Raw genomic sequence first — 13,306 nt, forward strand, 5'->3', positions numbered from 1 at the left:
AAAAAACGGAGCTCAGATTTATTTTCTGAGCTCTGTTTTTTATTTTTCTTTTGCTAATTGTTCTAATGTTTTTCCTAGCTCATGAGATCGTTTTGTAGCTTGTGTAATACACGCGATGAGTGCTTGTTGAAAATTAAAACTTTGTAGAACCTCGATTCCAGCTTCTGTCGTTCCACCAGGAGAGGTAATTTCTTTTCGTAAGATAGAAGGGTGTTTTGTATTCGCTTTAAGCATTTCAGCTGCACCAATCATTGTTTGTAAAATAAGAGATTTAGCTACATGCTCTTCTAAGCCGATTTGTTTTGCAGCTTCTTCCATTGCTTCAACTACGTAGTACACATATGCAGGACCGCTTCCAGATAGGGCAGTAACAGCATGCATATGCTCTTCTGCTACTACTGAAACAAGACCGATTGTTTCAAATAAAGATTTAGCAATATGAACATGTTGCTCTGTTGCATGCAAGGATGGAGAGATAGCTGTAGCTGATTTTAAAATAGCTGCCGATGTATTTGGCATTGCACGGATAATCGGAACATTTTTTTGAAGCAGACTTGTAATAGAACTTGTAGAAACACCTGCTAATAATGAAATGATAAGTTGGCTACTTGTTATATATTCTTTAAGAGGTGTTAAGGCTTCCGCTACATCCTTTGGCTTCATTGCGAGAAAGATAATATCTGCATGAGCCAGTAGATCTTGTTTGTTATGGGTTCCTTTAACACCATATTTTGTATGTAATTCCTGTAATCTTGTTTCATTGGAGCGATTACTTACTGTAATTTGTTCACTCTTTACAACATTTGCATCTAATAAACCGGCGATGATTGCTTCAGCTATTGATCCAGCACCTAGAAAGGAAATATTTTGAATAGACATGATGAAGCCTCCTTCATTTTGGTAAGAAAAACTTATAAATTTACATACATTCTTTTTATTATAGAAAAAACCTTCTTTTTATCTGAAAATAATGACAAATTTTTATGGAAGTTGTAAACTGAAGAGAGATTCATTTTGAACCGGAGAGAGATGGGGGGCATAAACATGGTAGCAATTCATCGAATGGAGATTCCTGTTCCATTTGCAGTTGAGACAGTTAATGTGTTTTTAGTAGAGGGAGAATCATTAACATTAATTGATACAGGGACAAATACAAAGGAGGCAAAGTCAGCATTAGAAAAACAATTAAGGACTTTAGGATACAAGATAGAAGACATTGAAACAGTAGTGATTACACATCATCATGCTGATCATTGTGGGCTTCTAAATACATTTTCCGAGAAGACGAATATTGTTGGCCATCCTTGGAATGAGCCATGGATTACACAAGATTCTCAATTTTTGAAACGTTATCAGCAATTTTTTAAAGAAGTCGCATTACAGTTTGGCGTCCCAGAAGCATTTTTGAAAGATGAAGTATTACTTACAACGAAAACACTTAAATATTCTTGTAATAGGTCGTTAACACATACTGTACTAGAGGGAGATAGTATTGAGTCGTTACCTGAGTTTACAGTTATTGAAACACCTGGGCATGCTTCGACGCATATTTCGTTATATAGGGAGCGAGATGGACTGTTAATTGGTGGGGATGCTTTAATTAGTCATATTTCTTCGAATCCAATACTAGAACCGCCATATGAAGGGCAGACGGAGCGAGCACGGCCTTTGTTACAATATAACCAAACATTAAAACGTTTAAGTAATATGAATATTTCACGTATTTTATCAGGTCACGGAGAAGATATTGTGGATGTGAAAGCGCTGATAAGAGGAAGATTGCAAAAGCAAGAAACACGCGCATTTAAAGTATTAGAATTATTAAAAGAAAAGCCGATGACAGCCTTTGAAGTATGTGTGAAATTATTTCCTGTATTATATAAAGAACAATTGCCACTTACGATTTCGGAAACAGTTGGACAATTAGACTTTTTAGCATATAATCAACAAGTGATGATTGATGAATCGTCGCCACAATTGATTTATTATGCAAAGTAGGTGACAGCGATGACAGGACGTTTACAAGAAAAAGTAATCGTCATTACAGGAGCTTCTAGTGGGATTGGAGAACAAGTCGCGATGCAAATTGCAGCTGAGGGCGCAATTCCTGTATTAATAGCGAGGACAGAAGAAAAACTGCGAGTATTAGCGGGGAAGATTAAAACGACTTACAATACGCCTTGTTATTATTATGTATTAGATGTAAGTAAAGAAACAGAGGTTAATACTGTCTTTGCAAAAATACTAGCAGATGCAGGACAAATTGATATATTAGTAAATAATGCTGGCTTTGGCATTTTCAAAACATTTGAAGAAGCAACCATGGTTGAAGTGAAAGATATGTTCGAGGTTAATGTATTTGGATTAGTAGCTTGTACGAAAGCGGTATTATCTCATATGTTAGAGAAAAATAGTGGGCAAATCATTAATATTGCTTCGTTAGCAGGGAAAATTGCAACGCCAAAATCGAGTGCGTATGCTGCAACCAAACATGCGGTATTAGGATTTACGAATAGCTTACGCATGGAGCTCTCAAGTACAAATATTTATGTAACAGCAATTAATCCAGGACCAATTGACACAAACTTTTTTGATATTGCCGATCAATCCGGTACATATGTAAAAAATATGGGGCGTTACATGTTAAAGCCAACATATGTAGCAGAGCAAATTGTAAAAGTGATGCGAACGAAAAAGCGTGAAGTGAATTTACCCAAATGGATGAGTATTGGACCAAAACTTTTTGCGTTATTTCCGGGATTGTTTGAACGTGTAGCAGGTAAATCATTAAGTAAAAAATAGGAGATTTCCAAATGGAAATCTCCTATTTTTTATTTTCCCGTAATATATTCATAAACAATGTCCTCAATTGCTTCATACAAATCGATATGAGGTTCCGAATGAATCAGTGTTTGGATACTTTGAATTAAAATTTCCTCATCTTCTTTTGAAACAGGTTTACATTGATATTGCCGAAAACTTTTTGCTAACATCTTCTCAATTAATTTTTCGTTCATCTTTTTCCCCGCTTATGTGTATACATGTATTGTTTTTATTGTACTTGAAGTGTAGAAAAAATACTAGTATACGTCTTTTGTGTATAAAAATTCATAATCAGTTAATGTTTTTCTAGAAAAATTACGTTTTTAAAACTTTTAAAATTAATAAATATTTAATTGACTCTATAAATATACAATATTATAATCATACTTAATTTAAAGAATCCATATAAGGAGGAGCGTATGAAAGTCGCGATTATTGGAGCAACAGGATATGGAGGAATTGAGTTAATAAGGTTATTGCAACATCATCCATATTTTTCAATTGTATCTCTCCATTCTTTTTCACAAGTAGGGGAACGCATAACAAATGTATATCCCCATTTACAAAATTTTATTGTTCATACGTTGCAAGAAATCGATGTGGAGGTAATAGCGAAGGAAGCTAGTATTGTATTTTTAGCGACACCAGCAGGAGTTTCGGCGCATATAACGCCAAGATTGCTAGCGGCTGGTTTAAAAGTTATTGATTTATCAGGTGATTTTCGTATGCTAAATCCTCATGCATATGAAACATGGTATAACAAGCCTGCTGCAAAGGAAGAAATTCTGCAAAAGGCAGTGTATGGATTGAGTGAATGGAAAAAGTCAGCTATTCAAGAAACAAAATTAGTTGCAAATCCAGGGTGTTTTGCAACAGCTGCACTATTAGCGGCCGCACCATTAATGCAGGGTGGGATGATAGAGGAAGACTCACTTATTATCGATGCGAAATCAGGGGTATCAGGAGCAGGAAAGACACCGACAACAATGACGCATTTTCCTGAGTTGTATGATAATTTTCATATTTATAAGGTGAATGAGCATCAACATGTTCCAGAGATTGAACAAATGCTTACTGAGTGGAATGAACAAGCACAACCTATTACATTTAGCACACATTTAATTCCGATATCGAGAGGGATTATGATTACTCTCTATACAAAAGCAAAACGAGATATCAATACACGTATATTACAGAAGTTATATGAAGAAACGTATTGTCATGCTTCCTTTGTTCGTATTCGTCCTAAAGGGGAGTTTCCAAGCCCGAAAGAAGTGAGAGGTTCAAATTATTGTGATATTGGAGCGGCTTATGATGAACGAACAGGGCGTATTACAGTTGTTTCTGTCATCGATAATATGATGAAAGGAGCTGCTGGGCAAGCAATTCAAAATGCAAACTTATTAGCAGGGTTAGAGGAAACAGCAGGGTTACAATATATACCGCTTTACCCATAAGGGAGGAAGAATAATGATTGAAACAGATTCTATTATAAAAGTTGCAAGTGGATCAATTGTAACGCCAAAAGGTTTTGCTACAATTGGTATCCAGGTTGGATTGAAAAAAGAGAAAAAAGATATGGGAGCAATTGTTTGTGATGTTCCTGCAAATTGCGGGGCTGTGTATACAACAAATCAGTTTCAAGCGGCACCGGTGCAAGTAACAAAAGAAAGTATTGCGGTGGAGGGGAAAGTGCAGGTCGTTGTTGTAAATAGCGGAAATGCGAATGCTTGTACAGGTATACAAGGATTGCAAGATGCGTATGAAATGAGAATGTTGGCTGCGAAACAATTCCATGTAAAAGAAAATCATGTGGCGGTTGCTTCAACAGGTATCATTGGAGTTCCTTTAGCGATGGATGTGATCCGTGCTGGTATTGTCCATCTTGTGCCATCGAAGGAAAAAGAGAAAGTAGATTCATTTTATGAAGCCATTTTAACAACGGATCTCGTCAAAAAACAATCGTGTTATCAGTTTACAATTGAAGGGAAAGAAGTGACGATTGCAGGAGCTGCTAAAGGGTCTGGAATGATTCATCCAAATATGGCAACGATGCTTAGTTTTATTACAACCGACGTACATATAGAACAAGCTACACTTCAGCTAGCGTTATCACAAGTGACCAATCATACGTTTAACCAAATTACAGTGGACGGAGATACGTCTACAAATGATATGGTGATTGTTATGGCAAGTGGATTATCAGGGACGACTGCCATTGATACAAATCATACAGAGTGGAAAAAATTTATGTGTGCTTTGCAAAAGGTATGTGAGGACTTAGCGAAGCAAATTGCTAAAGATGGTGAAGGCGCTACTAAGTTAGTTGAAGTAAATGTATCTGGGGCACGAACAGTAGAAGAAGGAAATAAGATTGCGAAACAAATTGTTGGCTCAAGTCTTGTGAAAACAGCGATGTATGGTGAAGACGCAAATTGGGGTCGCATTATTAGCGCAATTGGTCAAAGTGGAGTTGCTATTGAACCTACCGCCGTTGATATCGCTGTTCAGTCCATTTCTGTTTTACAAAGCAGTGAGCCACAAGTATTCTCTCAAAAGGAAATGAATAAAAAATTAAAGCAACCTGAAATTGTTATTGATGTTCATTTGCACCTTGGAGAGGAAAAAGGAAGAGCTTGGGGCTGCGACTTAAGTTATGAATATGTGAAAATAAATGCTTGTTATCGTACGTAGGGAGAGAAAAGATGAGCGAGTATATTGTAGTAAAATGCGGTGGTAGTATGTTAGAGCGTTTAGACCATATATTTTTTGAATGCATAGAGCAGCTGAAGAAAAAATATCAAGTTATTGTTGTTCATGGCGGTGGACCAGAAATTGATGCAAAGCTACAGCAATTTAATATTTCAATTGAAAAGAAGAATGGATTACGTGTGACGACAAAAGAAGTGATGAATGTTGTCCAGATGATTTTATGCGGGAGCACGAATAAAAAAATGGTGATGAATTTTCAAAAGCATGGCTTGCATGCAATTGGGATCTCTGGTTGCGATGGAAGGTTACTGCAAGTTAAGCAACTTGACTCTGAACTTGGATACGTAGGAGAAGTTAGTGGTGTAGAGACGGCGCTATTAAAAGGGTTACTAGATTTAAATTATATTCCGGTTATTGCTCCAATTGGGATAAGTGGTGGCCAAGTATATAACATAAATGCAGATACGGCGGCAGCTGGAATTGCATACGCGCTGGGGGCGAAAGAACTTATTTTTATTACTGATGTAGATGGGATATTGTTCGAAGGAAAGTTGTTAAAGAAAGCAGATAAAGCTGAGATCCTACGACTGATAGAAAAAGAAGTTATTACAGGGGGAATGATTCCGAAAGTACAGGCGGCTCTTACCTCAATACAGATGGGCGTTCAGAACGTCAGCATTGTAAATGGTACAAAACATTTTGTTGGAACATCAGGCGAGTGGATTGGAACGAAAGTAACAAAAGGGGTGAGTATTGTATGAGTAGTCATATATTTCCCACATATGGAAGACGCAGTATTGAAATTGTTCAAGGGACTGGAACAAAGGTTATAGATGAAAATGGGAAAGAGTATATGGATTTTACTTCTGGCATTGCTGTATGTAATTTAGGACATTGTCATCCTGTACTTGTAGAAGCGATGACAAAGCAATTAGAGGAAATTTGGCATATATCAAACCTTTTTCCGCACAAGGTACAAGAAAAGGTAGCTGCACTATTAACAGAGGGGCGTGAGCTAGATTACGTGTTCTTTTGTAATAGCGGAGCAGAAGCGAATGAAGCAGCACTTAAACTAGCACGCAAGCATACGGGAAATTCACTCGTTTTAACATTCCAGCAATCCTTTCATGGTAGAACTTTTGGGACAATGAGTGCAACTGGACAAGAGAAAGTCAAAACAGGATTCGGGCCACTTCTTCCGTCTTTTTTACATATTCCCTTTAATGATATAGAAGCACTCAGGGAGACAATGAATGAAGAAGTAGCTGCAGTTATGGTGGAAGTTGTGCAAGGAGAGGGAGGAGTTTTACCGGCCGATATTTCCTTTTTACAAGAGATTGAACAATTATGTAGACAATATGGAGCTCTTTATATAATTGACGAGGTGCAAACAGGGATGGGAAGAACGGGAACGTTGTTTGCTTATGAACAGACTGGAACATCCCCAGATATTGTTACAGCGGCAAAGGCGCTTGGAAATGGTATTCCGGTTGGGGCAATGCTTGGAAAGAAAGAGCTTATGACTGCTTTTACAACTGGGGCTCATGGCTCTACATTTGGTGGGAATTATATTGCGATGACAGCAGCAAAAGAAGTGTTGCGAATTATGAAGCAACCGTTTTTTTTACAAGAAGTTAAAGTAAAGGGAGAATATTTACTACAAAAACTAAAAAAAGAATTACATGATATCGAATGGATTACTGATATTCGCGGAAGAGGACTTATGATTGGAGTCGTTTGCAAGTGTGATGTCACACCAATTATAGAACAGTTAGAAGAAGAGGGGATTCTTGTATTGCAAGCTGGAACAAATGTTTTGCGATTGTTACCACCGCTCATTGTAACGAATGAAGAAATAGATGAAGCGGTAAATATGATAAAGAGAGTAATTTGTACACAAAAATCACCAATATTATAAGGGGGAATTTCCATGTCAACTATACAAATACCGAAATTACAAACGAAAGATCTTTTAACATTAGAGGAATTGACACAGGAGGAATTGATTGCGTTAATTGAATTTGCTATTTATTTAAAAAAGAATAAACATGAACCGTTATTAGAGGGAAAAATATTAGGACTCATTTTTGATAAACATTCAACTCGTACGCGTGTTTCTTTTGAAGCCGGAATGGTACAGCTTGGTGGGCATGGAATGTTTCTAAGTGGAAAAGAAATGCAACTTGGTAGAGGAGAAAGTGTTTCAGACACAGCGAAAGTATTATCTCATTATATTGATGGAATTATGATTCGTACATTTTCGCACGCAGATGTAGAGGAACTTGCGAAGGAAGCTAGTATTCCTGTTATTAATGGATTAACAGATGATCATCACCCATGTCAGGCATTAGCGGATTTGATGACAATTTATGAAGAAGTTCATACATTTAAAGGGATTAAACTTGCTTACGTGGGAGATGGAAATAATGTATGTCACTCTTTACTGTTAGCAAGTGCAAAAGTCGGTATGCATATGACAGTAGCAACTCCCCCGGGGTATGAACCAAATGAACAAATTGTAAAGAATGCGCTAGAAATTGCAACTGAGACAGGAGCGAATATTGAAATTTTACATAATCCAGAGTTGGCGGTGAAAGATGCAGACTTTGTCTATACGGATGTTTGGATGAGTATGGGGCAAGAAGATACGGAAGGGAAATATAAATTATTCGAGCCGTTTCAAGTGAATGGAAAACTTGTTCAGCATGCGAAAGCAACGTATCGTTTCTTACATTGTTTACCCGCTCATCGTGAAGAAGAGGTAACAGGAGAAATTATAGATGGTCCTTCTTCTGTTGTCTTTGAGCAAGCTGGGAATCGATTACACGTTCAAAAAGCATTATTGGCAAGTCTGCTTCAAAATGTCAAAAAACCTTTCTAATCAGGAAGGTTTTTTTGTTATGAAATGTCTGATGTATATTTGGTGAATGCCCTTTGTATCATTTATAATAAGATGAAGATGAGTAGTTTTGTTTCTTAGTAATATATAAGAGCATACTGGAAAGAGAAAATACTATAAAAGAGATGATGATTGTGCGAACAAGTAAAAAAACATATTCTTTTTTTCAGCGAATATGGAGGATGCCGAAATTTCATTATTATAAGTTGCTCCGTTCGCCAGAAGGAGCAAAGAAAGTGTCACGAGGATTTGCGATTGGGTTTGCTTTGGAAATGCTAGTGCTTTATACAGCGTCACTTGTGTATCTTGTTTTTTATCCAATTGTGCGATTAGCAAAGGGGTCTTTTCCTGCAGCGGTTATTGGCAATATTATCGGAAAAGTATCATTTCTTCCGGTATTTTTGTTTCCGTTTGCATATGCATTAGGAAAAATGTTATATCCGTTTGAAATAAAGGTAATTCCGCATAAACCATATACAATATCTGATCTTTTCTCAAGCGATGTTTTTATGATGCTAAAGAGCTTATTGCAGAGTGAAGTATATGTATTAATTGGGATGACGATTTTAGGTGTTGTGTTCGGAGTGATATCTTATTTTGTTGTGTATTATTTATATGAAAAGAACCGGAAGTTACGTTTGAAAAAAAGAAAAAAACAAACGAGAGAACCACTTGTACAAATATAAAGAATGTCACATCCATTTCCTGCCTTGAATATGTTTAAGAAAAAGGGGGGGAATGAATGTATTATTACTATGTACCTCAAGTATATCCATATGCGAATTATTATACTGCTCCTTATCCACGGCAGCAGTTTGAATTATATCAGCCACCGCAGCCTTCGCAGCAACGAAAACCTTACTTAATGACATGGCCGTATTCAAATGTATATTATGGAAATTATTATGAATCATAAAGCTGCTTCTTTTGGAAGCAGCTTTACATGTTTGTTTTCAAAATTAAATTTTGAATCGTTTGAAGCGAGTGAATGAGTTGGTCACGATCGCTTTCCGACAATGTTTGAAAGTTTTCTTTTAATTTGTCTAAAATAAATTGTTGATATTGATTTACTAACGATTTCCCTTCTGTTGTCAGGTAAATTAAAATGACCCGTCGATCTTTTTCGCTGTAATGCCGCTCTATAAGTTCTTCCTGAATCAATTTATTTAATAGAGGTGTCATGTTTGGTCTTGAAATCGCTAATCGTTTTCCGATTTCTGAGACTGCTAATGTGCCATGTTCATGTAATAGCAATAACACCTGTGTATGTGACGGTGGCATGTGCCTTTGTGAAGAAAATTCTCCAGGAAGCATAAATTTGCGATAAAAAAGAGGCACTAGCGAAAGAAGATGATCAACAATACGTTCCCACTCACGTGATTCCATATAAAGGCCCCCTTCCATTATCATTGTAACAAAAAAGGTATCGTATAAAAATAGAATTGTTTGGCTTAGCCTCAATATTTATAGGACAATACTTGCTTTGTAAATGCATTAGCAATAATCTCATAGCCTTTATCATTTGGGTGTACTTGGTCGTATAGTAAATCTTTATTATCATTTGGTATTAATTTTCGAATTGGTAAAACAATGGACGGTTGATTTGCTTTCGAAATGGAATAAACTGTATCATTCCAGCCGTCTAAAAACATATCAGCATAAGAAGCAATTGAATCATCGAGTTGTAAAGGGTTATAGAGTTCAGATAGAATGAGTAAAGCATTCGGATTGAGTGTCCGAACTGTCTTTACAATATTTTTTACGTCTGTTTCAAAATGAGTCTTTTCTTTATTTAACATTTTAATACCATCTATAACACCTACATTGCGATTTAAACGAAATAAATTATTTCCCCCAATATTTATGGTAATTATATTCGCTTCTTTAATTTTTTGTTGTACTTCTTCTGTCTGAACTTTTTGAACGAGACGATCCGTTGTAAGTCCATTTACTCCAAGGTTTTCCACTTTAATTGGTTTATGAATTTGTTCCTCTATTTGTTTGGAGGCTAATTCCGCGAATCCTCCTTGTGTCGAGCCAAATCCTTTTGCAAGCGAATCCCCTAATACAAGGTGATAAAAAGAATCATTCGTCTGCCTATCAATCCAATGGGGAGTAGACGCTGCTTTTTGTTCTTTCTGTTCTTTTGTCTCATCGTTCTCTTCAAAATATGAATAAGAAATGATTAGAAGGAGGAGACAAAGTATAGTTAAGATGACTTTTTTCATAAATTTATCCTCCTGGTAATTGGTTATTGTATCATACCTAACTGTATAAGCAGTGAAAGTTTATATTATATCTTTATGGAAAGTTTACAATAACTTTACAGAAAATTTGTAGAAGCATGTCAAAAATTATTGACGATATGAAAGTATGTTCGATATGATAATGTCAGATAAATGAATGTATGTCACTCTAATATGAGGAAAGAAGAGAATAAAGGTAGAGAGAAAGCTTTATTAGAGTTTGATAAGAAACTCATTTTATTTGTTTTTCAAGGGACAATTTTATAAGGGGGATTTTTTGTGAAGAAGTCAAAGAAAGTGTTAGCGGGAGCAACGCTTGCATTAGGTGTTATGGCTCCGCAAGTGTTGCCAACAACTGCACACGCAGAGGAACAAGCAGGGGAGAGTACAGTTAATTTACGAATCTTAGAAACTTCTGATATTCATGTTAACTTAATGAACTACGACTATTATCAAACGAAAACAGATAATAAAGTGGGATTAGTTCAAACTGCAACGCTTGTAAATGAGGAGCGTGCAAAAGCGAAGAACTCTGTACTATTTGATGATGGGGATGCTTTGCAAGGGACTCCGCTCGGGGATTATGTGGCGCAAAAAGGTTTGGATGGAAACTATGTTCATCCTTTATATCGTGTAATGAATTTAATGAAGTATGACGTCATTTCTCTTGGGAATCATGAGTTTAACTACGGTTTGGACTACTTACATAAGGCAATTAGTAAAACACAGTTCCCAGTTATTAACTCAAATGTTTTTATAGATGATCATGATAATAATGAAGAAAACGATAAAAATGCATTTGAAAAGTATCATATTTTTGACAAAGTAGTAACAGATGAAGCTGGCAAAACACAAACAGTGAAAATCGGTGTAATGGGCTTTGTACCACCGCAAATTATGGGCTGGGATAAAGCAAATTTAGAAGGAAAAGTAAAAGCGAAAGATATTGTGCAAACAGCGAAGGATTTGGTTCCAGAAATGAAAGCTAAGGGTGCAGACATTATTGTTGCACTAGCGCATTCTGGTGTCGATAAAAATGGTTACAATGCTGGTATGGAAAATGCATCGTATTATTTAGCAACACAAGTTCCTGACGTTGATGCAGTGTTAATGGGACACTCGCATACGGTAATAACGGACAAGTTTGACGGTGTTCCAGTTGTCATGCCTGGTGTTTTCGGAAGTAATCTAGGTATCATTGATATGGAACTGAAAAAGGTAAACGGCAAGTGGGAAGTACAAAAAGATAAATCGGTTCCAAGTGTTCGCCCAATTTCTGATAGCAAAGGAACTGCATTAGTAGAACCTGATAAAAAATTAGTTGATGAGATCAAAGATGATCACGAGGCGACAATTAAATATGTAAATACTCCTGTTGGTAAAACGACAGCACCAATTAACAGTTATTTTTCACTTGTACAAGATGATCCATCTGTCCAGCTCGTTACAAATGCTCAAAAATGGTATGTAGAAAAGCTATTAAAAGATGAAAAGTACAGTGAATTTAAGGGAATCCCAGTCTTATCAGCAGGTGCACCTTTTAAAGCAGGCGGCCGAAATGGTGCAACTTATTATACTGATATTCCAGCAGGAACGTTAGCAATTAAAAACGTTGCTGATTTATATGTATATCCAAATACACTGTATGCTGTAAAAGTAAATGGTGCGCAAGTAAAAGAATGGCTGGAAATGTCAGCAGGGCAGTTCAATCAAATTGATCCAGCGAAGGCAGAAGAACAGTCGTTAGTAAATGTAAACTATCCTACATACAACTTTGATGTTTTAGATGGCGTAAAATACGAAATTGATGTTACACAACCAGCAAAGTATGATAAAGATGGGAAAGTAGTAAACCAAAATGCAAATCGTATTGTGAATGTAACGTATGATGGAAAACCGGTAGCTGATAATCAAGAATTTATTGTTGCTACAAATAATTATCGCGGTAGTAGCCAAACATTCCCTGGTGTAAGTAAAGGTAAAGTTGTATATCAATCTCAAGATGAAACGCGTCAAATCATTGTGAAATATATGCAAGAAACACCTGTTATTAATCCGGCAGCAGATCAAAACTGGACGTTTAAGCCAATCGTAGCTGAAAAATTAAATACTACATTTGATTCTTCACCAAACGCGCAGAAGTATATTACACAAGGTGGAAAAATTTCTTATGTTGGCCCGTCCGAAAATGAGTTTGCGAAATATGCTATTGACCTAACGAAAAAGAAAGATGAGGGCACTCCAACAACACCAGGTGAAGAGAACAACGGTGGTAATCCAACAACACCAGGTGGAGAGAATAACGGTGGTAACCCAACAACACCAGGTGGGGAAAATAACGGTGGTAACCCAACAACACCGCCAGCAGGTGAAGAAAATGCTGGAGATAAACCAACAACTCCTGACAATGGGAATAAAGACGCGAAAGAACCTACAAATGTAAGTGAAGACAAAGAAACAAGCAAAGTAGATCGTGATTTACCAAAAACGGGAGCGAATGTCTTCTCTACAATTGGAGCGGGACTTGCATTTATTGGAGCTGGTATGTTCATGCTCTTTAGAAGAAAAAAAGCAAATAGATAATAACGTTCGCAAATAGAGGAATAAAGAAAAAAGGGATTACCGA

Annotated in this window: 14 protein-coding genes; 10 read left to right on the forward strand and 4 right to left on the reverse strand. The window is 36.6% G+C overall.

The features are described 5' to 3' along the window. Window positions 1-39: 39 nt before the first annotated feature. A complete protein-coding gene (gene proI, locus M014_RS0101025; RefSeq protein WP_026590029.1) occupies window positions 40-879 on the reverse strand; it encodes a pyrroline-5-carboxylate reductase ProI in 840 nt (279 codons plus the stop codon). Between the two features lie 165 nt (window positions 880-1,044). Between proI and M014_RS0101030 the strand changes: the two genes are divergently transcribed. Both M014_RS0101030 and M014_RS0101035 read left to right on the forward strand, forming a co-directional pair. Next, window positions 1,045-1,998: an MBL fold metallo-hydrolase gene (locus tag M014_RS0101030; protein WP_026590030.1), complete on the forward strand. Its 954-nt coding sequence runs from the start codon at window positions 1,045-1,047 to the stop codon at window positions 1,996-1,998. 9 nt (window positions 1,999-2,007) lie between these two features. After that, window positions 2,008-2,802, forward strand: coding sequence for an SDR family NAD(P)-dependent oxidoreductase (locus M014_RS0101035; protein ID WP_026590031.1), 795 nt, complete (start codon window positions 2,008-2,010; stop codon window positions 2,800-2,802). Window positions 2,803-2,831: 29 nt separating this feature from the next. Here the strand turns inward: M014_RS0101035 and M014_RS0101040 are convergent, their stop codons facing one another. Further along, entirely contained in the window at window positions 2,832-3,017 is a 186-nt protein-coding gene (locus tag M014_RS0101040) for a YqzH family protein (RefSeq protein ID WP_026590032.1), read from the reverse strand. A 225-nt stretch (window positions 3,018-3,242) separates the two neighbouring features. Here M014_RS0101040 and argC point away from each other — a divergent pair, with 225 nt between their 5' ends. The 7 genes from argC (at window position 3,243) to M014_RS29495 (ending at window position 9,350) form a co-directional block, all read left to right on the forward strand. After that, on the forward strand, window positions 3,243-4,280 hold the full coding sequence (gene argC / locus M014_RS0101045) for an N-acetyl-gamma-glutamyl-phosphate reductase (RefSeq protein WP_026590033.1): 1,038 nt from the start codon (window positions 3,243-3,245) through the stop codon (window positions 4,278-4,280). 10 nt (window positions 4,281-4,290) lie between these two features. Next, window positions 4,291-5,517: a bifunctional glutamate N-acetyltransferase/amino-acid acetyltransferase ArgJ gene (gene argJ / locus M014_RS0101050; protein ID WP_051588524.1), complete on the forward strand. Its 1,227-nt coding sequence runs from the start codon at window positions 4,291-4,293 to the stop codon at window positions 5,515-5,517. 11 nt (window positions 5,518-5,528) lie between these two features. Then, on the forward strand, window positions 5,529-6,296 hold the full coding sequence (gene argB, locus M014_RS0101055; protein WP_026590035.1) for an acetylglutamate kinase: 768 nt from the start codon (window positions 5,529-5,531) through the stop codon (window positions 6,294-6,296). Beyond that, window positions 6,293-7,453, forward strand: a complete 1,161-nt coding sequence (locus M014_RS0101060) for an acetylornithine transaminase (protein ID WP_026590036.1) — start codon at window positions 6,293-6,295, stop codon at window positions 7,451-7,453. The genes argB and M014_RS0101060 overlap by 4 nt, the downstream gene beginning before the upstream one ends. A gap of 12 nt (window positions 7,454-7,465) precedes the next feature. After that, the gene (gene argF, locus M014_RS0101065) at window positions 7,466-8,416 is read left to right on the forward strand and encodes an ornithine carbamoyltransferase (RefSeq protein ID WP_026590037.1); all 951 of its coding nucleotides are present in this window, start codon (window positions 7,466-7,468) and stop codon (window positions 8,414-8,416) included. A gap of 152 nt (window positions 8,417-8,568) precedes the next feature. Beyond that, complete coding sequence (locus M014_RS0101070) at window positions 8,569-9,120, forward strand: DUF2062 domain-containing protein (protein ID WP_026590038.1); 552 nt, start codon at window positions 8,569-8,571, stop codon at window positions 9,118-9,120. A 56-nt stretch (window positions 9,121-9,176) separates the two neighbouring features. Then, a complete protein-coding gene (locus M014_RS29495; protein ID WP_170833600.1) occupies window positions 9,177-9,350 on the forward strand; it encodes a hypothetical protein in 174 nt (57 codons plus the stop codon). Between the two features lie 23 nt (window positions 9,351-9,373). Here M014_RS29495 and M014_RS0101080 read toward each other — a convergent pair whose 3' ends face one another. Then, entirely contained in the window at window positions 9,374-9,820 is a 447-nt protein-coding gene (locus tag M014_RS0101080) for a MarR family winged helix-turn-helix transcriptional regulator (protein WP_026590040.1), read from the reverse strand. Window positions 9,821-9,891: 71 nt separating this feature from the next. Next, complete coding sequence (locus M014_RS0101085; RefSeq protein WP_026590041.1) at window positions 9,892-10,662, reverse strand: GDSL-type esterase/lipase family protein; 771 nt, start codon at window positions 10,660-10,662, stop codon at window positions 9,892-9,894. Window positions 10,663-10,959: 297 nt separating this feature from the next. Between M014_RS0101085 and cpdB the strand changes: the two genes are divergently transcribed. Next, complete coding sequence (gene cpdB, locus M014_RS0101090; RefSeq protein WP_026590042.1) at window positions 10,960-13,263, forward strand: bifunctional 2',3'-cyclic-nucleotide 2'-phosphodiesterase/3'-nucleotidase; 2,304 nt, start codon at window positions 10,960-10,962, stop codon at window positions 13,261-13,263. Window positions 13,264-13,306 lie beyond the last annotated feature (43 nt).

Origin of the sequence: Bacillus sp. UNC437CL72CviS29, assembly GCF_000482345.1 — a bacterium.
GTDB lineage: Bacteria > Bacillota > Bacilli > Bacillales > Bacillaceae_G > Bacillus_A > Bacillus_A arachidis.

Excerpts from the sequence above, each read along its gene's own strand:
- M014_RS0101030 (WP_026590030.1), top strand. The coding sequence starts at position 1,045 with ATGGTAGCAATTCATCGAATGGAGATTCCTGTTCCATTTGCAGTTGAG.
- argB (WP_026590035.1), top strand. The coding sequence starts at position 5,529 with ATGAGCGAGTATATTGTAGTAAAATGCGGTGGTAGTATGTTAGAGCGT.
- M014_RS0101080 (WP_026590040.1), bottom strand. The coding sequence starts at position 9,820 with ATGGAATCACGTGAGTGGGAACGTATTGTTGATCATCTTCTTTCGCTA.
- M014_RS0101035 (WP_026590031.1), top strand. The coding sequence starts at position 2,008 with ATGACAGGACGTTTACAAGAAAAAGTAATCGTCATTACAGGAGCTTCT.
- proI (WP_026590029.1), bottom strand. The coding sequence starts at position 879 with ATGTCTATTCAAAATATTTCCTTTCTAGGTGCTGGATCAATAGCTGAA.
- argF (WP_026590037.1), top strand. The coding sequence starts at position 7,466 with ATGTCAACTATACAAATACCGAAATTACAAACGAAAGATCTTTTAACA.
- argC (WP_026590033.1), top strand. The coding sequence starts at position 3,243 with ATGAAAGTCGCGATTATTGGAGCAACAGGATATGGAGGAATTGAGTTA.
- M014_RS0101040 (WP_026590032.1), bottom strand. The coding sequence starts at position 3,017 with ATGAACGAAAAATTAATTGAGAAGATGTTAGCAAAAAGTTTTCGGCAA.
- M014_RS29495 (WP_170833600.1), top strand. The coding sequence starts at position 9,177 with ATGTATTATTACTATGTACCTCAAGTATATCCATATGCGAATTATTAT.
- M014_RS0101060 (WP_026590036.1), top strand. The coding sequence starts at position 6,293 with ATGAGTAGTCATATATTTCCCACATATGGAAGACGCAGTATTGAAATT.
- M014_RS0101085 (WP_026590041.1), bottom strand. The coding sequence starts at position 10,662 with ATGAAAAAAGTCATCTTAACTATACTTTGTCTCCTCCTTCTAATCATT.